Annotated in this window: 22 protein-coding genes and 2 pseudogenes; 4 read left to right on the top strand and 20 right to left on the bottom strand. The window is 64.1% G+C overall.

What is annotated here, in order from left to right; genetic code table 11:
• Window positions 1-137: 137 nt before the first annotated feature.
• On the bottom strand, window positions 138-2,261 hold the full coding sequence (gene ftsH, locus G372_RS0106575) for an ATP-dependent zinc metalloprotease FtsH (protein WP_026340291.1): 2,124 nt from the start codon (window positions 2,259-2,261) through the stop codon (window positions 138-140).
• A 55-nt stretch (window positions 2,262-2,316) separates the two neighbouring features.
• On the bottom strand, window positions 2,317-4,053 hold the full coding sequence (locus G372_RS0106570; protein WP_019623365.1) for an HAD hydrolase family protein: 1,737 nt from the start codon (window positions 4,051-4,053) through the stop codon (window positions 2,317-2,319).
• Window positions 4,054-4,679: 626 nt separating this feature from the next.
• On the opposite strand from G372_RS0106570, the gene G372_RS0106565 reads away from it, so the two are divergent.
• A complete protein-coding gene (locus tag G372_RS0106565) occupies window positions 4,680-4,886 on the top strand; it encodes a cold-shock protein (protein ID WP_018863972.1) in 207 nt (68 codons plus the stop codon).
• A gap of 315 nt (window positions 4,887-5,201) precedes the next feature.
• Here the strand turns inward: G372_RS0106565 and G372_RS0106560 are convergent, their stop codons facing one another.
• On the bottom strand, window positions 5,202-5,918 hold the full coding sequence (locus tag G372_RS0106560; protein WP_019623366.1) for a nuclease-related domain-containing protein: 717 nt from the start codon (window positions 5,916-5,918) through the stop codon (window positions 5,202-5,204).
• Between the two features lie 24 nt (window positions 5,919-5,942).
• Window positions 5,943-6,026, bottom strand: a pseudogene (locus tag G372_RS14455) (DUF2442 domain-containing protein); the annotation flags it as partial.
• Between the two features lie 173 nt (window positions 6,027-6,199).
• Between G372_RS14455 and G372_RS13535 the strand changes: the two are divergent.
• A complete protein-coding gene (locus G372_RS13535) occupies window positions 6,200-7,084 on the top strand; it encodes an NAD(P)/FAD-dependent oxidoreductase (RefSeq protein ID WP_019623367.1) in 885 nt (294 codons plus the stop codon).
• Window positions 7,085-7,513: 429 nt separating this feature from the next.
• Here the strand turns inward: G372_RS13535 and G372_RS14450 are convergent.
• The 3 genes and pseudogenes from G372_RS14450 to G372_RS0106540 form a co-directional block, all read right to left on the bottom strand.
• A pseudogene (locus tag G372_RS14450) lies at window positions 7,514-7,651 on the bottom strand (PilZ domain-containing protein); the annotation flags it as partial.
• Window positions 7,652-8,141: 490 nt separating this feature from the next.
• Window positions 8,142-8,312 carry a hypothetical protein gene (locus G372_RS14335; protein WP_018863976.1) on the bottom strand — a complete coding sequence of 57 codons (171 nt, stop codon included), beginning with the start codon at window positions 8,310-8,312 and terminating at the stop codon, window positions 8,142-8,144.
• A gap of 41 nt (window positions 8,313-8,353) precedes the next feature.
• Entirely contained in the window at window positions 8,354-9,505 is a 1,152-nt protein-coding gene (locus G372_RS0106540; RefSeq protein ID WP_019623368.1) for a serine hydrolase domain-containing protein, read from the bottom strand.
• A gap of 311 nt (window positions 9,506-9,816) precedes the next feature.
• Here G372_RS0106540 and G372_RS0106535 point away from each other — a divergent pair, with 311 nt between their 5' ends.
• On the top strand, window positions 9,817-11,109 hold the full coding sequence (locus tag G372_RS0106535; RefSeq protein ID WP_018863978.1) for an MFS transporter: 1,293 nt from the start codon (window positions 9,817-9,819) through the stop codon (window positions 11,107-11,109).
• Window positions 11,110-11,236: 127 nt separating this feature from the next.
• On the opposite strand, the gene G372_RS0106530 is transcribed toward G372_RS0106535, so the two are convergent.
• The 13 genes from G372_RS0106530 to G372_RS0106475 all read right to left on the bottom strand — a co-directional run bounded on the left by G372_RS0106530 (window position 11,237) and on the right by G372_RS0106475 (window position 24,081).
• Window positions 11,237-12,007 (bottom strand): CPBP family intramembrane glutamic endopeptidase, encoded by a 771-nt coding sequence (locus G372_RS0106530; RefSeq protein ID WP_196800070.1) that lies wholly within the window; start codon window positions 12,005-12,007, stop codon window positions 11,237-11,239.
• Window positions 12,008-12,111: 104 nt separating this feature from the next.
• Entirely contained in the window at window positions 12,112-12,990 is an 879-nt protein-coding gene (locus G372_RS0106525; RefSeq protein WP_018863980.1) for a phosphatase PAP2 family protein, read from the bottom strand.
• Window positions 12,991-13,260: 270 nt separating this feature from the next.
• A complete protein-coding gene (locus G372_RS0106520; RefSeq protein WP_018863981.1) occupies window positions 13,261-14,001 on the bottom strand; it encodes a BON domain-containing protein in 741 nt (246 codons plus the stop codon).
• Window positions 14,002-14,521: 520 nt separating this feature from the next.
• Entirely contained in the window at window positions 14,522-15,172 is a 651-nt protein-coding gene (locus tag G372_RS0106515; RefSeq protein ID WP_019623369.1) for a hypothetical protein, read from the bottom strand.
• 93 nt (window positions 15,173-15,265) lie between these two features.
• Window positions 15,266-15,541: a BrnA antitoxin family protein gene (locus tag G372_RS0106510; protein WP_018863983.1), complete on the bottom strand. Its 276-nt coding sequence runs from the start codon at window positions 15,539-15,541 to the stop codon at window positions 15,266-15,268.
• A gap of 7 nt (window positions 15,542-15,548) precedes the next feature.
• Window positions 15,549-15,806, bottom strand: a complete 258-nt coding sequence (locus G372_RS0106505) for a DUF2442 domain-containing protein (protein WP_018863984.1) — start codon at window positions 15,804-15,806, stop codon at window positions 15,549-15,551.
• Window positions 15,778-16,023, bottom strand: a complete 246-nt coding sequence (locus G372_RS0106500; RefSeq protein WP_019623371.1) for a DUF4160 domain-containing protein — start codon at window positions 16,021-16,023, stop codon at window positions 15,778-15,780. The genes G372_RS0106505 and G372_RS0106500 overlap by 29 nt, the downstream gene beginning before the upstream one ends.
• Before the next feature lie 27 nt (window positions 16,024-16,050).
• A complete protein-coding gene (locus G372_RS0106495) occupies window positions 16,051-17,076 on the bottom strand; it encodes a transposase (protein WP_026340292.1) in 1,026 nt (341 codons plus the stop codon).
• A 52-nt stretch (window positions 17,077-17,128) separates the two neighbouring features.
• Window positions 17,129-17,545, bottom strand: coding sequence for a transposase (locus G372_RS0106490; RefSeq protein ID WP_019623373.1), 417 nt, complete (start codon window positions 17,543-17,545; stop codon window positions 17,129-17,131).
• Window positions 17,546-17,651: 106 nt separating this feature from the next.
• On the bottom strand, window positions 17,652-18,281 hold the full coding sequence (locus G372_RS13925; protein ID WP_081621255.1) for an AbiV family abortive infection protein: 630 nt from the start codon (window positions 18,279-18,281) through the stop codon (window positions 17,652-17,654).
• A gap of 727 nt (window positions 18,282-19,008) precedes the next feature.
• Window positions 19,009-19,671, bottom strand: a complete 663-nt coding sequence (locus tag G372_RS14330) for a hypothetical protein (protein ID WP_167539415.1) — start codon at window positions 19,669-19,671, stop codon at window positions 19,009-19,011.
• 167 nt (window positions 19,672-19,838) lie between these two features.
• Entirely contained in the window at window positions 19,839-21,077 is a 1,239-nt protein-coding gene (locus tag G372_RS0106480) for a ribonucleotide-diphosphate reductase subunit beta (protein WP_019623375.1), read from the bottom strand.
• A gap of 109 nt (window positions 21,078-21,186) precedes the next feature.
• Window positions 21,187-24,081: a ribonucleoside-diphosphate reductase subunit alpha gene (locus G372_RS0106475; protein ID WP_019623376.1), complete on the bottom strand. Its 2,895-nt coding sequence runs from the start codon at window positions 24,079-24,081 to the stop codon at window positions 21,187-21,189.
• Between the two features lie 439 nt (window positions 24,082-24,520).
• On the opposite strand from G372_RS0106475, the gene trxB reads away from it, so the two are divergent.
• A complete protein-coding gene (gene trxB / locus G372_RS0106470) occupies window positions 24,521-25,636 on the top strand; it encodes a thioredoxin-disulfide reductase (protein ID WP_018863995.1) in 1,116 nt (371 codons plus the stop codon).
• Window positions 25,637-25,638 lie beyond the last annotated feature (2 nt).

Below are 25,638 nucleotides of genomic sequence, written 5' to 3'. Positions count from 1 at the left end.
ATCGACCCGCACGGCGTGGGATTCATCGGCCAGTGGCAGCTTGTGCGCGCGATGATGGACCTGCTGGCGCGGCGTCAGAACGGATCTTGAACCGTCAAGGAATCATGGGTGTCCTCTTCTTCGCGGGTTTCTTCGTTTTAGGGGGTGCCAGAAGCTCCGGTGTTGCCGGACTTTTCGGCTGCGGGCCGCCCCGGCCCGTACTGGTCGACGATCGCCTCGATCTCCTCGCGGGTCAGGGTCTCGCGCTCTTCCAGCGCGCGGGCGAGGGCATCCAGGGCGTCGCGGTGATGTTCCAGCGTGGCGCGGGCGTTGCCCTCAATCTCCTCCAGCAGGTCGCGCACCTCTTCGTCAATCAACGCCGCGGTGGTCTCGCTGTGTTCGCGCGGGCGCGCGATCTCACGCCCGAGGAACACATGCTCCTCGCTCTGCGGCAGCGACACCGGCCCGACGCGCTTGCTCATGCCCCAGTGCGCCACCATCCGCCGCGCCAGCTGGGTCGCCTGGCGCAGGTCGTTCTCCGCCCCGCTGCTGACCTCGCCGAACACTAGCGACTCCGCCAGCCGCCCGCCGAACATCACGCCGATCCTGTCGCGCAGGTAGGACTCGTTGTAGGTGTGGCGTTCCTCGTCCGGCACCTGCGAGGTCACGCCCAGGGCGAACCCGCGCGGGATTACCGTGACCTTCTCCAGGGTGTCGGCGTTGGGCAGCAGATACGCCAGCAGCGCATGCCCGGATTCGTGATAGGCGATTACGTGGCGCTCGCGCTCGGACATCTTGTCCTCGCGCTTCTCGCCGAGCATGATGCGGTCGCGAGCATCGAAGAAACAGGCGCGATCCACCTGCTTCAGCCGGCGCCGCCCCGCTAACAGCGCCGCCTCGTTCACCAGGTTGGCAAGCTCCGCGCCGGAAAAGCCGATGGTCGAGGCAGCAACCTGGTCGAGATCGACGTCGTCCGCCAGCGGCACCTTCCGGGTATGCACGCCGAGAATCGACCGGCGCGCCTCGCGGTGCGGGTTTTCCAGGGTGATCTTGCGGTCGAAACGCCCGGGGCGCAGCAACGCGGCATCCAGCACGTCCGGGCGGTTGGTGGCGGCCAGCACCACCACCGACTCCTCGTGCTCGAAGCCGTCCATCTCCGACAGGATCTGGTTCAGGGTCTGCTCGCGCTCGTCGTGTCCGCCGCCGACGCCGGCCCCGCGCGAGCGGCCGATCGCATCCAGCTCGTCGATGAAGATCACTGACGGCGCGTTCTCCTTGGCCTGGCGGAACAGATCGCGCACGCGCGAGGCGCCGACGCCGACGAACATCTCGATGAACTCCGACCCGGTCACGGTGAAGAACGGCACCCCGGCCTCCCCGGCCACCGCGCGCGCCATCAGCGTCTTGCCGGTGCCCGGGGGCCCCATCATCAGGATGCCGCGCGGGATGGTCGCCCCCAGGTCCTTGAAGCGGTCCGGCTCCTTGAGGAAGTCGATCACCTCCTGCACCTCGCGCTTGGCGTTGTCGCAGCCGGCCACGTCGTCCATGCGCACGCGACTCTTCTGCGGCTCCACCCGCCGCGCGATGGACTTGCCGAACTGCAGCGGGCCGCCGCCCACACCAGACATCGCCCGTTGTTGCATGCGAAACCAGAACCACACCAGCAGTCCAAGCAACAGCAGCAAAGGGAGAAAACCCACCAGCAGTGCCTGCCACCATGGCGGGTCCGCGGCCTCAGCCGAGATCTCCACCCCGCGGTCTTCCAGCTTGCGCAGCAGCTCCTCGCCGGTCAGCTCCGGGGTGAAGGTACGGAAGTGCCCGGGATCGTCGATGCCCAGGTCCTGGCGCCCGACCACAGTCAGCGTGCCCTGCACCTCGTGGCCGCGCATCTTCACCTCGTGCACCTGACCCTGGTCCACCGCGCGCACGAACTCGCTGTAGGTGAGTTCCGCTCGGTCCGGCTCCTGCACCAGCGTCAGGAGCTGGAACAGCACCAGTACGCTGATCGCGATCCACAGCACGAACAGCCACTGTGGCCGCCCACCCTTGTCGCCCGGCCCGTCCGGTTCGCGCCCACCCGGGCCGGGACCGAGGTCGGGGCCGCGACGCGGTGGCATGCCGCCAGGCGAGTCGCCGGGTCGCTCCCCGCGCGGCGGCTCGGGCGAGCCTCGGTCTTCCCGGTCGCGGTCTTCCGAGTCGCGATCGTCCCCGCCGGGGTGTCCCGGGTCCCGGTCCTCCTGGTCCTCCCGGTCACGATCTCCGTTGGAACGATGGTCAGTCATCTCGCCCCTAGGGGTCGGACCCGCGAGAACGTCGGAGAGGATCATCAGTGTTTCCTTAAGCCTCATGGCTGAATGCATAGCGCGACTGGACGGCCTCGATGATGGCTTGATTGATGTCGGCTATGCGTCCCGCCCGATAGGCGCCCTCCAGCTGGCGGATTCGGGCAGCCAGAGTCCGATCTCCGAACACCCCCTCGATCCAGTTCGAAAAGTCACGGTGCTGCAGGTGGCCATGGAACCGCTTGGGTTCCATCCACGCCAGCGTGTCCACAAACTCCTTGAGCGTATGGGCGCGCTGGCCCAAAGGGTGGCCGTCTTTCGAAAACACAAACGCGTGATGCTCGGCCACCGGGACATCGATGTACTTCATGCGATGGCGGACGTGGGGTGTCAGGCGCTCGGCGAGACGCATGATCCGCAGCCGGCCTTCGGCCTCCTCTGGCCCCGGCAAGAGGGCGACCTCATTGACCGCCAATCCCGCCAGGAGGCTCTTCCATTCATCCAGATCCACCGATACCCGGGCGGCCCTTGCCAGGGCGGCCACTTCCTCAGGATCGGTCGCCCTCGAGACCAGCATGACGTCGGCCACCTGCAGGACATCGGGGTGCAGCTGTGATGCCCGATAGGTCACCATCGTGCAGCCTCCCGCGCCCACGTCCAGCAGCGACATGGCATGCGGGTCGCAAAGGAAATAATGCGCCTCGTCGACCAGTACCCGATGCGGCAGCCCCGTACTGTGGCGGACCACTGTGATCTCCGGAAGAATGTCTCTGAGGTAATCGAGCTTTTCCAGATGAGAAAGCTGCGACAGGTTAAGGATGACGCTGCGGTCCGGATACCGCAGCAACCGCGTCAGCTCATGCGGCTTGGGCGGCGGATCATCGCCGCCGGTCATCAGCACCCGGGGCAGCCCCTCCAGGCCGGCATAATCGCCTTCAGGGTCAACGATGCACAGACTGTAGCCATGCAGGATCAACTGCTCACACACTAGACCGGCCACCCATGACTTTCCGGATCTCGGATCTCCGCTGATGACCACGTTCCGACCCGACACCGCCAGCGACACGTCATTGCCGCCACGCGTCGTCCCCAACACCAGCCTTCGACGGGGATAGCCCGAGCGCAGCGTGTCCGGCCCCTCCAGAATTGCATCGATGTAGTCGGCCACCGCGGCCGGCCCTTCGCCCGGCAACACCTCGTCGGCGGTCGACTGGAGCCCGGCACTGCCCCACTCGACCGCCACTCCGACCTCGGCGCTGCGAAGCAACTCATGATCGTTCTCCGCGTCGCCGATCGCCAGGACGTTATGAGGAGAGAGGCGAAAGGCCTCAAGGGCGACCGCAAATCCCGTGGCCTTGCTGATCGCCTGGGGCAGTATCATCATGCGCCCGCGATTGAACAGGATCGCCAGCGGTAGCTCGAGCCGCCGGATCAGTTCCAGGGCCTCGGGGGCAGCCGACGCGTCGGCCTCCACCACCACCTCGCCGCACTTGAACTCGACGCCGCGCTCACTCAATCCATCGAGAAACGCCGGCGGCGGCGGTTCGTGCAAGGCCGTCGAGCGCCCGCTCCGGGGAAAGGTGATTACTGCGCCGTTCTCACCGACGACCGCTTCGGCGAAGGTCAGATCGCCAGCTAAATGCCGCAGCTCACCAATAATCCGCCCCGTAACGATCAACACCACCAGGCCAGCCGAACGCGCGCGCTCCAGCGCCCCGCGCACGGCAGGGTTCAACCGTCCGTCCTCGGCGATCGTCCCATCGTAATCCAGGGCCAGGGCTTTGAGCTTCATGGGATTGCGGAACCATAGACCGCATCCGAGGGAACACCCGCCTGACAGACGCATGCAAACGAGAACGGAGAGATCAGAAACGACCCAATCATCTCTTTATCCCTCGGTACCCCGAACACATGGGAGGGAGGCATTCGTGCCTCGTCATCATGTTTCCAATGTAGACGATGGCGCGCTTCAGTGCCGGTCCGGGCGAGTGTGATCCTGCCCCCCATGTTCACTGCCTGGGACAGACCAGGGAGAGGGTCGTCGATGTCCTCTTCTTGTCTCGATCGATCCCTTGCGCCCGGCCGAGCACGGCCCGGCGGACATCGGGAACAGCACCGTGCCGCGCAGCGGAAACGAAACAAATCATGGGTGTCCTCTTTTCCTTTTTATTCGACTGCGCAGGCGTTCCGAATCCAGGCGTAATCGCCCCGATTCCCGAGCGAACTGCTATAAAGCAAGCAAGGGCGACATCGCGCCCGATGCCCCGCGCCAGCAGTCGCGCTGACTGGCAGGCCCTCGCCCTATTCTCGCGACACAGGGACTGCCGCCAGACACTGCAGCGCATCGCAGCAGCCTGTCGACGGACTCGGCCGGAAGGGCCTGTCCGCATCGACGCCAATCGCAAGGAGCAGGACAGAATGGCTACCGGTACCGTGAAATGGTTCAGTGACGACAAGGGCTTCGGTTTCATTACCCCCTCGGATGGCTCCAAGGACGTATTCGTGCACCACAGCAATATCCAGGGCAGTGGATTCAAGACCCTCGCCGAGGGACAGAAAGTCTCCTACGAGGTAGAACAAGGCCCAAAGGGCCCGAGCGCGACCAACGTGATGCCCGAAACGTAGGCACCCGTTTCTCCAAACGCCTGGAAAACACGGCGTAAAGGCCCGCCCCTCCCGCACGTGGAGGCAATCGGGCCTGGCCCCGAACGGGACAGCCCCGGGAGGATGCATCAGCAGGTCATCGGGGTCCGGGCCGTGCCCTGAGCAAGCAGCGGCTACCTGAAAACCATGGGTACCGAAAACCATGGGTGTCCCCTTCTTAATAGCGGGCTACCAGAACCGGCAGCGAGAACAGCCAAGAAATCATGGGTGTCCTCTTCCTCCTTCTTCTTTCCTCGCGCGGGACCGGCCGGCCCTGTCCGGGGCACGCCCCCGCCTTCAGCCCTTCAGCGCCGCGATGGCCCGAACCGTGTTCTCCTTCACCGGGCGCGGGCGCTCGGGGCGGAAGCGGCGGATATACTCCACCAGCTCCGGCCCCGTCAGCACCGGCACCGACAGCTCGCCCGCACGCCCCAGCGACACCTCCGGGTGCGTGAATAGCACGATCGGCTGGATCCAGCGCTTGGCCTTGCGGCCCTTCAGGTACCCGCTCAGCAGCCACACCTGCTTCTTCACCTGCCGCACCGGGTTGCGCATCTGCTTGGTGTAGCGGCTGCCGCGCCGCCCGGTCTTGCTCACCGTCCATTGCGAAGCCTGCTCGTCGCAGTCGATGGCCCCGCTGTTGTGCTTCACCTCGATCACGAACAGCGCCTCCGGCCCCGCCACCACCAGATCCGCCTCCGCCACACCGGTACGCGAGCGTTCATCCGGCAAATCCACCTGGTTGAAGACCGTGAACGAGTCGGGAAGCTCCGCCAGGTACTCCAGCGCCGCATCTTCGCCCCGCGCACCCGCCTCGATGACCGCGCTGCCGCCCACCAGGCCCACCAGCGCGACCACCCCCGCCAGCGTGATCAGCCCCACCAGCGGATGCACGAAGAACCCACCGAGTGCCACCGGCAGCCCCAGGAGCAGCACCAGGTTGCGCCCGCGCCTCTGGATCGCCTTCGACTCCTCGGTCAGACGGTTTGCGGTGACGTAGCGAGTGTCTGCCATTAGCGCTGGGGTGTTGAGGACTTAAGGTTCGGGCGTTCGACGGCCATCCATCAGACCATGCTCGGTGAGATCCATCGACGCAACACGCTCATCCGCGTTCGTGGCCACAGAACCTCTTTCCAAGCCTCCAACAGCCCCGGCTGCCGACCCTCGATAACTTGCCAAATCCGCCGCGATTCGTGCGCCGCCCCCCAAGATCGGCGGACTGGATTCCGCCAAGCCCGGCGAAACGGAGCCGGGAAGCGGGTCCGGAAGGCGGTTTTACCCATTCCGTGTGCACCGTGGACCACGCCGAGCGGGCGCACGAGGACTTCGAGCGCCTGCTGGAGAACCCCGGGCCGGTGGTCATTGGCGCGTTCCAGGGAGCCAGTTGTTTCGGCCCCGCCTACGAGTACGCCTTCATCCTCGACAAGGCCGTGCGCAAGCGCAAGCTGCGCAGCAAGGTGCCGATCACCTTCGTCACCTCCGAGCCCTGGATCGGCCACCTGGGCCTCTCCGGCGTGGGCGACTCGCGCGGCATGCTGGAGTCAGAGCTGCGTTCCCATGACATCAAATGGATCACCAATGCACGCACCACGCGGGTCGAGGAAGGCCGCATGTTCGTCGAGCAGCTCGACGACGACGGCAATGTCGCGCGCAGCCACGAGCTCCCGTTTCGTCATTCGATGACGCTGCCCGCCTTTGGCGGCGTGGATGCGGTGGCGCGGACCGAGGGGCTGTGCAACGCCAAGGGCATGGTGGAGATCGACGACTACCAGCGCAGCCCGACCTACCACAACATCTTCGCCGCCGGGGTCTGTGTCGCGATTCCGCCGGTGGAGGCGACGCCGGTGCCGACCGGTGCGCCGAAGACGGGCTACATGATCGAATCCATGGTCACCGCGATCGTGCACAACATCGCGGCCGAGCTCGAAGGGAAAGAGGCCAACTACAAGGGCTCGTGGCACGCGATCTGTCTGGCCGACATGGGCGACCGTGGCGCGGCCTTCGTGGCGCTGCCGCAGATGCCCCCGCGCGACGTGAACTGGTTTGCCGCCGGCAGGTGGGTCCACCTGGCCAAGATCGCCTTCGAGAAGTACTTCATCCGCAAGATGAAGAAGGGGACCTCGGAGCCGGTGTACGAGAAGTACATGATGCGCGCCCTCGGCATCCGCCGGCTGGAGTGACCGCCCGCGAGATCCTGGCGCGGGCGGGGGTGGAGCCCCGGGGCGCTAGCCCGCGACCGCGTCCAGAAATCATGCGTGTCCTATTCTTCCTCGACCCGCCTGGCGCTGCGTCGCTCCTGCATCCTCCGCCGAACGAAGATGCGCCTTTAGGGAGGCCTTGAGCACCTGTGCGTGTTCGCGGACCGCGCCCTCGATGGCCCGCAGCGCATCCTCCTCCCCCAGGAGGTTGACCAGGAACCGGGCCTGAGCCACCGGCTCGGCGTTCTCGCCCGGGGCCTGCATCCCTTCGAGTGCCTCTTCACCGATCGAGGCGGTCAGGGATCGGTACAACGGCCGCAGCACCAGCGACCCGTGCTGGATGGCCAGAAACTCGCACTGCTGCGCCCACGACCCCTGCGCCTCCGGGGTCGGATGATTCGTGTATTCCATATCCGTCAGTTCCAGATACAACCCGCTAAGGCTGACATCGCGGACCCGGCCGCTTGCTCTGCACTCAGAGTCGCCGGCCAACGTCTGCACCTCGGCTTCCATACGCACGGCCCTGCGACGCCCCTCTCGAAGATCCATTATCTAACTCCCGTCTTGGCCCCACCGGGCACCGGATTGTCATTTCGCGGCCCCAGACTCTAATGCATGCGGATGGCTCGGTTAACGGTACCGGGCAGTCCGTGAGCCAGGACTCAGGACGCGACCGGACCTCGATACCCCATTGCTTTTACGCGCGTTTGTACTGCGCAGTCGCACTATCGTGGTCCTCGAATTCGCGTTCGGGTCCAGACATTCCCCTCCGGGTACCAGGCTCGGCATGCCCCCCGCGAGTGGAAAAAAACATGCCCAGCTTTCCGTTGGCAGGCCACGTCTCCCATCCAGTCCGCACGCGGCGCCAGCGGGTAGGTCCACGGGCCACACGGAGCCTGGTTCACTTCAGCCCGGTCTCGTCCCTCCGCCCCGACAGACCCTTTCTAGGCCTGCCACGAGTAAACATACAAGCCTGTTTGCAGGCGAAGCTCCGGCCAATGCCGGACACGGGCAGGGGGCTTCGCGTGCAAGCACGCTCCTACAATTTGTGCCCACCCCCTCGTCCTCCGACCGCAGCGCAAGAAATCATGGATGTCCCGTTCTTCGCGCAGATAGCCTTGCCCCCGTGCCAGAGCCCGGCAGCCACGCCCGGAATGCCGAAATCGTCGGCGACTTCACCGATCAACCCCTGCAGCTCGTCGTGATCCATCCGCCCGAACCTCCCTGCCCGCGAACCCTGCGCTCATGAATTCAGAGAACAGACGAAATCTTCTGGACCAGCCGCGGGACTTGCTTGAATGGCACGGCTGGAGCCTTCAACTGATCGACTGTACCCGTAATGTAGAGATCCGGCTCCGGGGCGTAGAAAAGCCAGGAGCCGGAGGCCCCTGAATGGCCAATGAGTGTCGGAACGGGAAAAAACGGCCGCAGAAGGCGCGGGGTCCGAAAACGCATCATGGCCAGCCCGTACTCGATGGGCCAGCCCGGGGCCACGGGGATCAGCGTGAAGCCCAGAGGGTTCCAGTGCCCCCACATCGACTGCGCGGTAGCCGGATCATCGAACAGCTGTCCGGTGATCAGGGCGCGCAGGAATCGGAGCGTTTCCTCCGCGGTACTGAACAGATCCCGAAAAGAAGCCAGCGCCAGCGGCCGGTCGAGCGGCTGGTCGCCGGCCCACAGCGTGGCTGCGGCGGGCATGGACACCTCGGGTGGCGTGCCGGGGTGCCACGTCCGGGTCAATCCCAGCGGCTCGTAGATCAGGCTGGCGAACGCTTCGTGGACCGGCTGGCGAGTGACCGCCTCGATCACCGCCATGAGGAGCTGGAAGTTCGTATCCGAGTAGCGCACGGTATACCGGCCACCGTCGAACGCTCGTGGAGCGAAGTGTGCCCCGCGCGCGGCCCGAACCCAGTCCATCACGTCCGACAGAGTCCAGCTCAGATCGCCCTCGACGACCCGGTCCAGCAGCGCCTGCTGCCCCCGCGGCGCCTCGACCAGATACTCGGGCAACCCGGAGGCATGGCCCAAGAGGTGACGCAGGGTCAGCTCGGCCGTCCTGTCCACGCCACGGCGCCGATGGAGTCCGGCGACCCGACCGTCGGGCAGGTGATCGGTCAGGGGATCGTCGATGGCCAGCCGACCCTGTTCCTGGAGGCGCAGGACCGCGGCCCCGATGTAGAGCTTCGTCACGCTGGCCAGGCAATAGGGCGTTCCCGGCGTCATCGGCGCACCCGAAGGATCCGCGATACCGGCGGCGCCAACCCAGCGGTACGAACCATCCCCCGGCTCAACCCCGAGAACGGCGTGTCGCACCCCCCGCAGCCCGACCAGGTCCCGCAGCGCGTGTTCGAGGATGCGCTCAATGACTGGGGGAACGTTGCCGTGGCGAATTGCATCGACCATTCTCCGGCCCCTCCCGGGCGGGATCCAGCGGAGGGCAAAGAGCCGGCTGACACCAGCACGCCCCTTTCGTCGAACGTCACGAGGTCGCACGCGCAGACAAAGCTGGGTGTCCAGTTATCTACACTCTTCCGCCCGAATCTACCGTGCCTGCCGACAGGCCGCCCAGCCTGAAGATAGCTCAGACGTGGGTTGTTCACCTGCCCGGCGGTCATCCCTCTGGTTTGCGTCGCCCTTGGACACAACGCCACTTGTCGGTCGGCACGCCGCTGGCACAAACTGCCGGTATCGCCCGTCCGCCGAGACCCGACGCGTTGGCCCGCCTGCTCATCCCCATCGTCGCCCTGCTCGCCTCCGTCACCATCCTGGTGATGGGCAGCGGACTGATGGGGACGCTGGTCAGCACGCGCCTCAGCCTCGAGGCCATCGACCCCCAGCTCAAGGGGCTCATCATGTCCGCCTACTACATCGGGCTGGTCATCGGAGCCCAGCAAGGCGACTGGGTAATACGGCGCACCGGCCACATCCGCGCCTTCGCGATCTTCGCGGCTATCGCCACCGTCGCGATCCTCCTCGTGGGCCTCCATGTTGACGTCTGGGCCTGGTTCGCCCTGCGTGTGGTGATCGGGTTCTGTATCGCAGGCGCCTACCTGGTAGTCGAGAGCTGGCTCCATGCCCGCACGGAGAACCGGACGCGCGGTCGAGTCTTTTCGGTCTACCAGTTTGTCGCCTACCTGGGGCTGGCCGCGGGCCAGCCCCTGCTCAACCTCTACGAACCCGTCAGCACCGAACTCTTCATGGTCGTTGCAGTACTGTTTGCCCTCTGCCTGGTGCCAGTGGCTCTGACACGCACAGGGATGCCCCAGGACACCCCCGCCCACAAACGCATGAAATTGCGCCAGGTCGTGACCGCCTCGCCCCTGGCGGCAATGGTCTGCGTCGCCGCCGGACTGGTCAGCGGCGCCGCCTTCACGCTGACGCCAGTCTTCGCCCTGCGCATGGGCCTCGACATCGCCGGGGTATCGCTGGTCATGACCACCCTGATTCTCGGTGGAGTGGCGCTCCAGTGGCCGATCGGCTACTTCTCGGATCGCTTCGGCCGCCGGACGCTGATGATTGTGGTCGGTGGGGGCGTGGCACTGGTATCGCTCACGCTCGTCGCCACCATCGGCGCGGTCCCGCTCTGGGCCGTACTCACGCTTGCAGCGGTGTTCGGCGGGCTCGCGTTCACCCTTTACCCGCTGGCCGTCTCCCACGCCAACGATGTCCTCGAGCCCAACGACTTCGTGGCCGTGACCGCGGCCCTGCTCTTCCTCTGGGGCCTGGGGGCCGTCACGGGCCCAATCCTCGGCGGGTGGGCCATCGCCTGGCTGGGCGGGCCCGGGCTGCTGGCCTACATGGCCACCATCGGCGCGCTGGTCGCACTGATCGCATTGCTGCTCAGGCGCGACACGGCCGAGGCCCGAGAGCCCTTCCGCACTCTCACCCGCACCACCCCGGTGATCCACCATCTCGACCCGCGGTCGCTGCCCCAGAACGAAGGCGAGGAGGGAACGCCGGCTCAAGACACAAACGACCCGCCACCGAAGTCTCCCCACGGTGACTGAGCTTCGGCCCAAAGTTATGCCGGGGAGTAACCGGCTCTTGCGTACGCCCGTGGCCAGACCCTGCCATTGGCTCCGCGCGACCTCGAAGGCGACAGGCACGCCGACTCCAGCCGCCCAAACCTTGCTGCTAGGTCACGATCCCATCAGCGGACCAGGCCACCGCGTGGGTAAGGGCGTGCGCAATCATTGCCGCTTCCAGACCGTATCGCCAGAACAGATAACCGAACAGAACGCCGAAGACACCATTCGCCCCCATCACGAACAGCACGACCTCAGGTGTCCAGGTATCGAGATGCACCGCAACGGCGGGAAGGTGCCCTGCCCCGAACAGCAGTGCGCTCGCAACGATGGCGAGCCACACATATCCCGCGCGAGGTGCATCCTGCCGCCGTTGCAGAAATCGCCACGCCAGCCAGACGAGCAGGGTCATGGCACCCCATCGCAAGAGCAACTCTTCCGTAATCCCCCCGTAGAGCACGCGTGCGAGCAGTGGCACAGTGAACTGAGGCTCGACCCCGGCAAGAGCCACCGGCGAGGCGTAACCGCCGATCGCAAACAAGCCGATACCCGCCACCCCGCCGGCCATGAGTCCGGGCAGGAGCTGGGGCCGCAGAGCCGCCAGAACCGACCGATTCAATGCCACCGCCTCGAACCCCGGGGCATGCAGGCCCACCTGCGGACCGAGCAAAAGGCCCAACCACACCGCGAACGCAACAACGGCCGCGCCCTGCACAACACCAGCCAGCAACACGACCCACAAAGGGGGAACGGCCCCATTCCCGTCCATCAGCTGCGGCACCACCGTGACCCCGAGGGCCACCACGCCGACCATCCCTGCTAGGAACAGCAGCAATCCAAGCCACAGCCGGGGATATCGCCTTGGTGCACTCGTTTCCATGGGTCCGTCCCGCGTCGGAAAGCTCAGCGTACCCGAAAATCCCCGGAGCCCCTTGAGCCTTCGTCACGCACCTGCTTGCGGCATCTCACCACTTGCCTCCTCGCTCATGCATGCCCGTTCCCCGTGTGCTGGCGCAGGCGCAGCTGCTCGGCCATCGCAAAACCGACCAGCAACCAGAACGCACCCACCACAAAACCCGCGACGACATCACTGAGGTAATGGAGAGTCAGCAGCATGCGGCTGAACCCGATCATGGCCACAAGCACCACCGTCCAGTAGACCAGCTCGAAACGCTGACGCGCCGTCACCAGGTGGCGCGCGACGATATAGGCCACAAATCCGTAAACCGCCATCGCCCCGGCCGCATGCCCGCTGGGGAACGACGGTGACGTCGCGGCGATATCGAACAGAAATTCGGGGCGTTCGCGGTCCAGCACCAACTTCATCAAATAAATGGTGATCTGGGATCCGATCAGCGTCGTCCACAACCCCGGGATCATGTAGGCGTGCCGAAGGCCCCAGACGAGTGCCGTCGTCACCACTACAACCGCCGTCAGCGCGACCGATCCACCCAGCCCCGTAAGCCAGGCGAACGCAGCCACGGTGGCGTCCGTACGAAGCGGCGCCAGCATCGCATTCACGGCCGTATCCAGACGCACCAGCTCATCGGCCTCGACCAGTTCCTCGATCAGTCCGGCGAACAGTCCCAGCAGATACACCGCCGAAATCACGACCAGCGTCAACGGCAGACCGGGAAAACGGCGCGGGGTGAGCCGGGCCTCCACCCAGTACGTCAAACCCGGAAGCCGCGATCGCGCAGCGGCCACCACAGACCGCACGCGTTCATCCTGCGCAGTCTGTCCCGCCCGCTCGTACAGCCGGATACTCAAGCCCCAGCCAAACCGGGCCACCCACAAGGCCAGCCACCGCACGCCCAGCACCCCAGCCAGCAGCCCCAGCAGAAGTAACCCGTCCCAGAGCATCCACTTTCCCCTGCGGTGCACGACCTCGAATTAACCAAGAAACGTGGGTGCCCCCTTCGCGCCTGTCTTCGTCGCCTCGCGGATTCATGGGCACGCTCACGCGTGAAGATTCACCCACCGTGATCGAGAAAACCCGGAGTCGGACCACGCTGACGGACTGACGCGACGCCGTCATGCCGCACCCATCCGGCCGGCAGGACGCTGCTCGCCCCGCTGTCCTCGCCCAGACCGTCGTGCACCCACCCGGTCGAGGGCCCAGCAGGCCGTGAATTACGGGCGCACCTCGATCCGGCTCGTGACGTCGCGTACGCCGTCGATGCACCAGGCATCCAGAACGGCCGCCTTCTTCTCGGAGGCCGTCGTCACGAGCCCGTCCAGCGTCACGACCCCGCCGGCCGTGGACAATCGCAGCTGTTCCGTGTGCACGGCCGGATCCTCTTCCAGTGCAATGCGCAGGGCATCCGTGATCTCGTCGTCGGAATCCCCCTGTGGGGGCAGCACTTCCAGCTGGTTATCCACTGCCTCGCAACCGTGCACTCTCCAGGCCAGGCATTCCGCCAGCCGTCGATGCGACAGACTCTCGACCACCCCGTTCAGGGTCACGACGCCCTCCTCCGTATAGACCTCGATCTGATAGCTGTCGGGTCCTGCGTCCTGCACCGTGTCGAATTTTGTACCCGTGTGGGTCCGAAGCGAGTACCGAGCAAATACCGAATCCGCCGCCAGGCGCCTCACCAGTTCGTCGCGCAACTGCCGATCCCCCATCCGTTCCCCGACGTCACGGCGCAGCCGATCCTCGATCCGGGCGGAATCGCCGACGACTTCACGTGCCAGAACCCCGGCCCGGCGCTTCGCGGCGACATCCGCGACCGTCCCTTCCAGCACAAGGCGGTCATCGCGCACGCGCACCTTGATCGGATACTTGTGCAGATCAATCCACCGATCGCGTTCAAACACGGCCGACACCTTCGTAACCCATTCATTTCGCAGTTCCGAACCCGTTTCGCTCATCGTCTGACCCTCTTCGTTTGCCGGACATGACCGGCGTACCGCTCCCGCTTCATCCATAGATCAGAGTCTCGACCCAGGCAAGGCCGGAGACCGGGCCGCGCCACCTCTAGGGTTCGGCATCGGCCCGGCGGCATGGAGGCCGACCCGCTGAGCCGCAGCGACCGCTGCGACCCCAGCGTCGGTTCTTTGACCAATGACCCGCGACAGCCTGTGGCCGCCGGGCCTGTCGCCTATATTCGTGGGAAGAGGGTTGACCCGCACAACCGGGCGGGAGGGACGCCCCGAAGGACACTCCGGGGCCACGGGACAAGGAGGACGGGCATGCAAGTGGCCGAAGTCTGCAACCGCGAGGTGATCATCATTACGGGTGACGAATCCGTAAAGACGGCCGCAGACCTGATGCGAAACCACCACGTGGGGGGGCGTGGTCCTGGTGTAGGAACAGAAAGGCCGTCGGGTCCCGACAGGCCTTGGAAACCATGGGTGTCCCCTTCTTATCTCTTTCTGCTTTCGCAACGAATCAGAGGCGTGGATTCCGGCGGCCCAGGCTCCCCGACTCTCGTGCCTTGGAGGACGGGCCGAACATCGTGGCGAGAATCATCCGCGTGGAGATCGCGATCAACACCACCCCCAGTAGCAGCATGCCATCGACCACCCAGCCGTTCTCGAACCACGGCAGGAGCGGATCCGAGTTTCCGAGTCGTTCCGCCAGGCCGAGTCCCAGCAACATCGCTCCGGGCGTATGCACCATGAAGGCAAGCCGCATCGCCCGCGCCCGGTCATCCTGCCTCGGCGCCACATCGTTTCCATGCCCCGAATCGGACTCGTGCCCAGCGCCATCAGACTCCTGCCCCGCGACGTCGGTAACCAGAGGGTCCCGCCTCGGGTTCACATTTGTCTCCTGCGCCGGCGATACGGACGGGTATCGCCGCACGAACATCCGACCAAGACCGGCGGGGACGACCACAAACCCCAAGAACAAGACCGTCAGCGCCACCCCCATCGACGGGTCGCCACCGGCGATAGCCCAGCCTACAAAGAGCACCACAACGGGCAGAATCAGCGTTGCGAGGGCGTACCGCACCCGAGGTCCCAGTGCGGTACGCCTGGCGAGAAACAGGATTCCCAGTGCGACCAGCACTGCGGGGATATACAGAATCAGTAAAACCATGCGCGCCTCCATGCGTCGCTTATCACTACTATTGGCCCGAGTCCGATCAGGCCTACCGATCCACGTCCAGAACCCAGCCCATCAACCCAACCGCTAGCCTTTCTTGCGAGCTCGCTTTACATCGTCCGCAAGCCACGCCTTGATCAGGGACTGATACGGCATATCGCGCTTGTTGGCCTCGATCTTGATGTGGTCAAGAAGCGACTCCGGCAAGCGCAGCGAGATCGTCTTGATGGACGGCTTGAGGTTCGGGAGCTCGACGGCCTTGGCTCGGCCCCAATCGACATAGTCGCTGGAATCATGGCTTTCCCAGAACGTCCGTTCTTCCGCCTCGTCCAGGAATCTGGGGATCTTCGAGGTGTTGCTCATAAGTACTCTACCGAGCAGGCGCAGGTGCGCCTCGCAACAGCCCTTCGGTGCTCAGGTCTTCGTCGATCTCTGGCCAGTGAATCCCATAGCCTCCGGCGGAGTTCTCCCAGATACGCAACTGCGCGGGCGTTGCGTGCGCGAGGCGTGGGTACCACTCCAGCGGAACCGAGATTCGGCGGCCATCCATCAGGCCGACCACCAGGTCATGCTCGGTGAAATCCACCGACGCAACACGCTCATCCGCGTTCGTGGCCAAAGAACTCATGCCAAGCCTCCAACCGCCCCGGCTGTCGACCCTCGACAACCTCCCGAATCCGCCGCAATTCGTGCGCCGGAAACCCCATATTCCGCGCCAGTGCCACCCGGTGCAACCAGAACTTCGCCGAGCATTTTCCACGGTCTACATGCACATGCGGCGGCTCGTCCGGCTCATGGCTGAACCAGTAGAAGCGGTAGGGCCCGTCCCTGAACACCGTCGGCATCCGCGCCTCCCCTGAAACCGGGCTGGTTCAACGACAGTCGGCTGAAGCCAGAAACATCCGGCCCGATATCCCCACACCTTTGATGCTGCGACGGCCGAGCTGCTTCACGGCCTCGCGAAAACGCTCCACGTGGCCCAGGGCCGCTACATGGTGCGACCTCTGCCCCCTTCCGACATGGCGCAGGAAATGCTCTGGATCGATCCCCAGACGTTCCAGGATCGGCGGAATGGATTCCGGGATGGCCCCGCGCTTGTCCTCCCGGATCGCGCGCCCGGTCCAGTCCACCAGCTCCAGGTAGTCCTCCGTGGTAAAGGCCACCGCATTGGCATGCGGATCGTCGCCCTCCCGGCCCAATACGGTCAGGCGAGGCTCGTCGCCCTCACACGCTGGACCTTCTTGCTTATGGCCCTTCCGGGCCAACGCCCGAATACGCTGCTGGATCGAGGTGAAATCGGAGGCCTCGGGCGTATCCGCCATCCCGGCGCGCACCGGGTTCAGATCCACGTAGCTCATGCAGGTCAGCACCGCCGCGTCGTCCAGCAGCGCCTGGCTCTTGTAGCGGCCTTCCCAGAAGCGGCCCTTGCAGCCATCCTCCGCATTCGCCCGCCGCGCCAGGTGTTCGTTCAGGCTGCGCATGAACCAGGACAGGTCCTGCAGCCGATACCGCCACTCCGCGATCTGCAACTGCGCCCGCTCGCGCTCCGCCACGGTCTTCGTCTGCCCCGCCCGATAGCGGGCGACCAGCACCGGCAGCGAGAACAGCCGCTCCCAGCGCTCCATCACCTCGCCTTCGCTCCATGCCGCCGCGCGATCCGCATCCAGCCGCACCACCAAGTGATAGTGGTTCGACATCACTGCATACGCACACACGTCCACCGCGAACACGCCCTGCAGCTCACCCAGACGCTCCAGCACCCAGCCGCGCCGGTGCTCGTAGTTCATGCCCGAATAGGAATCCTCGCCACACAGGAACGCGCGGCGAACACAACGACAAATGCAGTGGTAGTACGGCGTCGTCTCGACCGAGACGAGCTCCTTCCTGGCTCGCGTCATCTCCGGACCCTCCCTGGTCCATGCACTCCCCCACAAACCTAGACAGCCCGCATCAGACCGTCAAGAAATCATGGGTGTCCTCTTCTTGCTTCATCTGCACCTGCGCCCGCTCGCGCTCCGCGACCGTCTTCGTCTGCCCCGCCCGATAGCGGGCTACCAGCACCGGCAGCGAAAACAGCCGCTCCCAGCGCTCCATCACCTCGTCTTCGCTCCATGCGGCCGCCCGATCCGAGTCCAGTCGCACCACCAGGTGATAGTGGTTCGACATCACCGCGTACGCGCACACGTCCACCGCGAACACGCCCTGCAGCTCACGCAGGCGTTCCAGCACCCAGCCGCGCCGGTGCTCGTAGTTCTTGCCCGAATAGGAATCCTCGCCGCACAGGAACGCGCGGCGAACACAGCGACAAATACAGTGGTAATACGGCGTCGTCTCGACCGAGACGAGCTCCTTCCTGGCTCGCGTCATCTCCGGACCCTCCCTGGTCCATGCACTCCCCCACAGCCCTAGACAGCCCGCCTCAGACCGTCAAGAAATCATGGGTGTCCTCTTCTTCTTGGGCTCTCCTCTTCTTCTAACTGCCCCCAAGTCTTCCGCCAAGCTTGTTGACAATCCCAGCCATTTCCTCTTCAGAACATTTTAGCGCCTCTTCAATGAGTGGTTTCATGTGAATAATGTCACCAGAGCCTCGATCAGAAAACTTCCCAATTTGTTCCGCGACCCGCTTGTTTAATTCATAAGACCGCTTGGCCAGAATTATTGCATTTCTTGCCTTTTCTTTATCCATAATGTCGACGGGGTTCAGAAAACCGTTTTTCCAAGATACATATAGGCTTTCGTTTTTCCAGTCGTTCCTAGAATGAATCGCACCCGCTATTTTCGTGTAATGCGGTTTCCCCCCCACTTCTGGCGCTTCTGTTAGCGCCACGTTAAAAACACTCTCTTGAAATAACTTAGCCTTATGATCTCTAAAACGCTTCCAAAACGATTTCCAATCAATACCTATCCCCAGCAAAAGCTTCACCCCTAACGAATGCAGCATTGTCGTCTTCGCCAATTCCTCACGTGACAGGTGAGCAAGCGTATATGCGCGAGCGAACCTTTCATTCTGAAATAGCAGCGCAGCTTCCTCGATTAGTGACTCGACATTTTCCAAAATTGCCTGTATTCCGGCGTCAACATCATGAGTCGTGAGCTTGTCCATCTTTTCAGCTAACCGGAGAAACCATGGGTGTCCTCTTCTTCCGTCCGGTGGAGGCCCGCCAGGGCCGGAACGAACTGCAATGACTGGTTATATGGCGAGCTAGGCTCTAGGTGGCCCTCTCTTGACAATGGCCTCATCCGAGCCGCGCAGGTAACTGCCACAAGGCCCATCATGCTTGAACTGCCACGACTCGCCATCCCAAACGAAATCCTCTTTTATCGCCTTACTTCTGTTTTGATAGTAGCCCGCCGAGACTTCGGTTGCTGAAAAGACGTGGAATACGTAGACGTCAGTATTTGATGACCCAACCGTGATCCAATCCCCTTCTTTTACGTTAGGGTTACCCATACCTGAACTCCCAAATCGGTACAGCTGTTATGCGCTTTCTTTCACCACCCGAGCCACGAAGTGGGGGTCAACACCACACGTTAAGGTTGCGAATTTGGGGTCTCGCCGGACCTCCAATAATTCGTTTGCCCCCTTGGTTCCCCGTTTTGCGTAAGCGCCAACGATTTCATCGGTATCCAAACCAGTCTTAGCAGCCAAGGCCTTCAAAAGGTGCTTCATTTGATTTTCGGTGTAGCACCCGAGTTTGATCTTTTTCTCGAATATCTTCTCGGTGCCCTGATATCCGGCGATTTCCCAGTATCGTTGAGTCATAACATATAACGCTATGCCCACCGGCGCGACGTAGGAGCGTCCGGTGCAGCAATTTGTTGGGCACGATTCACTGCCCTGCAACAGTAGCACCAGATTTGCCGTAACCACCATATGATACGGTGATTGCTTTGCGCCCTTTAAACTTTACCGTCCATGGATGATTACCTTTCCCCGTCTTCCTCGTTGCGAACTCAAAGTTGCTCAGATCGTCGGGCTTGGATACATCCTCTGGCCAATTGGAGAGCGCATCCCCGATGACTGTTACAGGAACAGCTTCTAGGGGATAGACAGCATAGTCACCGTCTTCCTGCTGCACATACTGAACTGGATCTTCGCTCGCCTCCGGAGAAGCCTTCTCTTCAACGCTAACTTCCTCTTCCTCACGAGCACCTTCAGACTCCAAGTAGTACTTCTCAGCGGCCTGACCTGCATCCTTCGCCTCAGCACTTACTCCTGCAGCGGAAATCCTGGAAAAGCGAAGCCCGTTAAGCACATAACCCACAATGATAAGTGCCCCAATGGTGAGGATCGTAAATGGCGTGGTCGCGTCAAAATCACGCTCGGTAACCCCCAGGATGTCCCCTTCCCGGGAGTACTCTGTAACCACCTGGACTGGCGGATTGACCCATACGACGATTGCGATCAGGAACACTACTGCTGCCACAATGCAGCCAGCCACCTTCTGCCCTGTGGTTAGTTCTTCGTATCTCGGTGATTCTGGCGCGCTCATGGATATTCTCCTTCCGCCCAACGCGCGGCACCGGGGTCAGACGTTGTCTTTTCCCCCTCATATCTGAACCGAGGGTACAAAAAAAGGGCGCCATCTTGCGGCGCCCCCTTCTGTTGCTGCGTGACCATTTCCCTGGCTCCGCTTCTTTGGGGCTCGGCCTCGCCGGGTCAGTCCCAGCTCAACGCCCCACCCGTCTGATACTCGGTAACCCGCGTCTCAAAGAAGTTCTTCTCCTTCTTCAGATCGAGCACTTCGCTCATCCACGGGAACGGGTTATCGGCCCCCGGGTACAGCTCGGCCAGGCCGATCTGCGCACAACGGCGGTTGGCGATGAAGTGCAGGTATTCCTCGAACATCTGCGCGTTCATGCCGAGCACGCCGCGGGGCATGGTGTCGCGGGCGTACTGCGCCTCCAGCTCGACGGCATCCGAGATCAGGGTGCGCATTTCGTTCTTGAAGTCTTCGGTCCACAGGTGCGGGTTTTCGAGCTTGATCTGGTTGATCACGTCGATGCCGAAGTTCATGTGCATGGACTCGTCGCGCAGGATGTACTGGAACTGCTCGGCCACGCCGGTCATCTTGTTGCGCCGGCCCATGGAGAGGATCTGCACGAAGCCGACGTAGAAGAAGATGCCCTCGAACACGACGTAGAAGGCGATCAGCTCGCGCAGCAGCTTCTGGTCCGCCTCCGGCGTGCCGGTGCGGAAGTTCGGGTCCGCCAGGTGCTTGGTGAACGGCAGGGCCCACTCCGCCTTGGTGGCCACGGAGGGCACCTCGCGGTACATGTTGAAGATCTCGCCTTCGTCCAGGCCCAGGGACTCCACGCAGTACTGGTAGGCGTGGGTGTGCAGCGCCTCCTCGAAGGCCTGGCGCAGCAGGTACTGGCGGCACTCGGGGTTGGTGATGTGGCGGTACACGGCCAGCACCAGGTTGTTCGCCACCAGCGAGTCGGCGGTGGAGAAGAAGCCGAGGTTGCGCTTGACGATGGTGCGCTCGTCCTCGGTCAGCCCGTTAGGGTCCTTCCACAGGGCGATGTCCGCGTTCATGTTGATTTCCTGCGGCATCCAGTGGTTGGCGCAGCCGTCCAGGTACTTCTGCCAGGCCCACTTGTACTTGAAGGGCACGAGCTGGTTGAGGTCCGCGTGGCAGTTGATGATCTTCTTGTCATCCACGCGGATGCGCTCGGCACCCATCTCGATGTCTTCCAGACCGGTGCCGGTCAGGGCGTCTTCGTTCGGCTCGTCCAGCGGCTGGCCGGCGTTTTCCGGCTCCGGCGGCACGCTGGGTGCGGCGCCGGCGGTGCTCATCAGGGCTTCGTTCTCCTGAAAGCCCATGCCGGGGCGGACGGCGGGTTCTTTCTGGCCTTCGCCTTTGATGGCTGCGATCGGATCGTCCCAGGAAAGCATAGTGTCCCCTCTTCTTTTCGGTGGCGGCCCGGCACGGTGGCCGGGCCTTTTGTTCAGTGCGTCGCGTTCAGTGTGTGGTGCGTATTCGGTGCCCGAGGGCGGTGCCGCCTTACTGGCAGGCCTCGCAGTCCGGGTCGAGGATGGAGCACGCTTTCGGGGCCTCGGGCTCGGCCGCCTGCTGGCCGCCGGAGACGGCGTTCAGCTTGTTGGCGCGCGAGGAGTCGGCCACGGTGCTCTTTTCCACGTGGGTCGCGCCCATGGAGCGCAGGTAGTAGGTCGTCTTCAGGCCGCGCACCCAGGCCAGCTTGTACAGGGCGTCCAGCTTGGGCCCGGAGGGCTCGGCCATGTAGAGGTTCAGGCTCTGCGCCTGGTCGATCCACTTCTGCCGGCGCGAGGCGGCCTCGACCAGCCAGCGGGTGTCCAGCTCGAACGCGGTGGCGTACAGGGCCTTGATGTCCTCCGGCACGCGGTCCAGCGGCTGCACGGAGCCGTCGTAGTACTTGAGGTCGTTGACCATCACCTCGTCCCACAGCTCGCGGTCTTTCAGGTCGCGCACCAGGTACGGGTTGATCACGGTGAACTCGCCGGACAGGTTCGATTTGACGAACAGGTTCTGGTAGGTCGGCTCGATCGACTGGCTGACCCCGCAGATGTTGGAGATGGTCGCGGTCGGCGCGATCGCCATGGTGTTGGAGTTGCGCATGCCGACCTTCTTCACCCGCTTGCGCAGCTTGTCCCACTCCAGGCGCTGGGTGGTGTCCATCTGCAGGTAGTCGCCGCGGGTCTCGGCCAGCTTGTCGATCGAGTCGATCGGCAGGATGCCCTGGCTCCACAGGCTGCCGGGGAAGCTCTCGTAGCGCCCACGTTCCTCGGCCAGGTCGGTGGAGGCCTTGATGGCGTAGTAGGAGACCGCCTCCATGGAGGTGTCGGCAAACTCCACCGCGGCCTCGGAGGCATACGGCACGCGCAGCTTGTACAGCGCGTCCTGGAAGCCCATGACCCCCAGCCCCACCGGACGGTGGCGCAGGTTGGAGCGCCGCGCCTGCGGCACGGAGTAGTAGTTGTAGTCGATCACGTTGTCGAGCATGCGCATGGCGGTGTTCACGGTCTGCTCGAGCTTGGGCAGGTCCAGCTCGCCGGCCTCGTTCACATGCGCGGCCAGGTTGATCGAGCCCAGGTTGCACACCGCGATCTCGTCATCCGAGGTGTTCAGGGTGATCTCGGTGCACAGGTTGGAGCTGTGGACCACGCCGGTGTGGCTTTGCGGGCTGCGCAGGTTGCACGGGTCCTTGAAGGTCATCCACGGATGGCCGGTCTCGAACAGCATGCCGAGCATCTTCCGCCACAGGTCCACGGCCTTCATGGTCTTGTGCACGCGCAGCTCGCCGCGCGCGGCCTTCTCTTCGTATTCGCAGTAGCGCTTCTCGAACTCGGCGCCGACCAGGTCGTGCAGGTCCGGGGTCTCGTTCGGGGAGAACAGGGTCCAGTCGCCGTCCTCGGCCACGCGCTTCATGAACAGGTCCGGGATCCAGTTGGCGCTGTTCATGTCGTGGGTGCGGCGGCGGTCGTCGCCGGTGTTCTTGCGCAGCTCGATGAACTCCTCGACATCGATGTGCCAGGTCTCGAGGTAGGCGCACACGGCACCCTTGCGCTTGCCGCCCTGGTTCACCGCCACGGCGGTATCGTTGGCGACCTTCAGGAACGGGACCACGCCCTGGGATTTGCCGTTGGTGCCCTTGATGTGGGCGCCCATGCCGCGCACGCGGGTCCAGTCGTTGCCCAGCCCGCCGGCAAACTTGGACAGCAGCGCGTTGTCACGGATCGCGCTGTAGATGCCGTCCAGGTCGTCCGGGACGCTGGTCAGGTAGCAGCTGGAGAGCTGCGGGCGCAGGGTGCCGGAGTTGAACAGCGTCGGCGTGGAGCTCATGAAGTCGAACGAGCTCAGCAGGTTGTAGAACTCGATCGCGCGCGCCTCGCGGTCGATCTCGTTGATCGCCAGGCCCATCGCCACGCGCATGAAGAACGCCTGCGGCAGCTCGAAGCGGGTGCCGTCGCTGTGGATGAAGTAGCGGTCGTACAGGGTCTGCAGGCCCAGGTAGGTGAACTGCAGGTCGCGCTCGGGCTTGATCGCCGCGCCCAGCTTGTCGAGGTCGTAGCGGGTCAGCTCGCTGTCGACCAGCTCCAGATCGGCGGCGCGGCGGATGTAGGCGCCGAAGTACTCGGCGTAGCGTTCGGCCAGCTGCGCCTGGGTGGCCTCTTCCGGGCGGCCGTGCACGAAGCTCAGGGCCTCGCGGCGCAGCGCGTCCAGCAGCAGGCGCGCGGTGACCTCGGAGTAGTTGGGCTCCTGCTCGATCATCACGCGGGCGGCCATCACCAGCGCGGTGGCCACGTCCTTCTCGGCCACGCCGTCGAACAGGTTGCGCCGCGCCTCGGTCAGGATCTTCTGGCCATCGACGTGCTCGATGCCGGCACAGGCCTCGGCCACCACCGCCTGCAGGCGGGCCTCGTCCAGCGGGGCCTGGGTGCCGTCGGCGCGGGTCACGTTCAGGGTCGGGGCTTCCTCCTGCTCGTCCACGCCCTGCTCGGCGGCCTCGGCGGCGCGCTTTTGCGCCTGCTGTTCGCGGTAGATCACGTAGGCCCGCGCGACCTTGTGGTGGCCACCACGCATCAGGGCCAGTTCCACCTGGTCCTGGATATCCTCGATATGCACCGTCATGCCCTGGGTGCCGGCACGGCGGAACAGGCTGTCGACCACCTGGCCGGCGACCTCCTTGGAGATGTCGTGGATGCGGCGGCTGGCCGCGGCATTGCCGCCCTCCACCGCGAGGAAGGCCTTGGTCACCGCGACCTCGATCTTCGAGGCGTCGAATCCGGTGACCTTGCCGTTGCGGCGGATCACCTGGTGCTGGCCCGGGCTGGTCGCCAGGACCTCGGCCGACGGCTCGGTTTGCGGCGGGTACTGGATGCCCTCTTGGGCTTCGGCGGTCTGGGTGTCGCTGTGCATGGTGGCGGCCTCACGCGTAACTGTGGCTATTGACGTGGAGTACTATAGATCGGGGATCGAGAAGTGCCTAGACACAATATCTTGTGCCTGGGGCCCGAATAACCCGGCGGACAACCCGTGGGCAAGCTGTGGATAAGAACCCCAAGTCCGCATCCCGCCGCCATTCCCCGCGAGTTCACTCAATGGTGGATAACTCGGCACCCTTGTGATCCACCGGCGCCAGCATTAGCGAAGGCGAACATGAAAATGTTTTATGGCCCGCGATTACCGAATCGGTATCCGTCGACGGGATCCATCGGGCGGACCCTCGCGCGCGGTGGCGGTGTTGGACAAAGCCCCGCCGGGTACCAATAATCCCCGCCTTATCGAACCCGTCTTGCGCGCCGTCGGCCCGGCCGGCAGCGCCAGCCGTATTCATCGAATCGACAGGGAGTACCGCATGAGCGACGCCAAGGACCCATCCGACAAGAAGGACAAGAAGGCCGGGAAGAAGGACGCGCCCAAGGTCGCCGTCGCCACCGGGGCCGTCCAGGCCGCCACGGGGGCCGTCTCGCTCTCCGGTGGCGGCGAGACCGCGCCCAAGGGCAAGAAAGGCGGCGACGAGAAGCACCCGCGCCACTGCCCGCTGCTGATCCTGGGCTCCGGCCCCGCCGGCTGGACCGCCGCCGTCTATGCCGCGCGCGCCAACCTGAACCCGGTACTGATCACCGGCCTGGAACAGGGCGGCCAGCTGATGACCACCACCGACGTGGACAACTGGCCGGGCGACAATGACGGCGTGCAGGGCCCGGAGCTCATGGAACGCATGAAAAAACATGCCGAGCGCTTTGAAACGGAGGTGATTTTCGATCACATCCATACGGTGCATCTGAAGGACAAGCCCTATCGCCTGGTCGGCGATGCCGGCGAGTACACCTGCGACGCGCTGATCATCTGCACCGGGGCCTCCGCGCAGTATCTGGGGCTGGAATCGGAACAGGCGTTCATGGGCAAGGGCGTGTCCGCCTGTGCCACCTGCGACGGCTTCTTCTATCGCGGCCAGAAGGTCGCGGTGATCGGCGGCGGCAACACTGCGGTCGAGGAGGCCCTGTATCTGTCCAACATCGCCTCCGAGGTCGTCCTGGTGCACCGTCGCGACGCGCTGCGTGCGGAGAAGATCCTGCAGGACAAGCTGTTTGAGAGGGAAAAGAACGGCAACGTCACCATCGAGTGGAATCACACCCTGGACGAGATCCTGGGCGACGACTCGGGCGTGACCGGCATGCGCATCAAGCATGCACAAAGCGGCGAGACGAAGGACGTCGAGCTGATGGGCGTGTTCATCGCGATCGGCCACAAGCCGAACACCGACATCTTCGAAGGCCAGCTGGACATGGAAGGGGGCTACATCCAGGTGCAAAGCGGGCTGAAAGGCAATGCCACCGCGACCTCCGTACCGGGCGTGTTCGCCGCCGGCGACGTGATGGACCATGTCTACCGCCAGGCGGTCACCTCCGCCGGGACCGGCTGCATGGCCGCACTGGACGCGGAGAAGTACCTCGAAGAGAACGGCTGAGT

The organism is Thioalkalivibrio thiocyanoxidans ARh2, from assembly GCF_000385215.1.
Lineage (GTDB): Bacteria > Pseudomonadota > Gammaproteobacteria > Ectothiorhodospirales > Ectothiorhodospiraceae > Thioalkalivibrio > Thioalkalivibrio thiocyanoxidans.
This window is presented reverse-complemented; position numbering and strand designations above follow the sequence as displayed.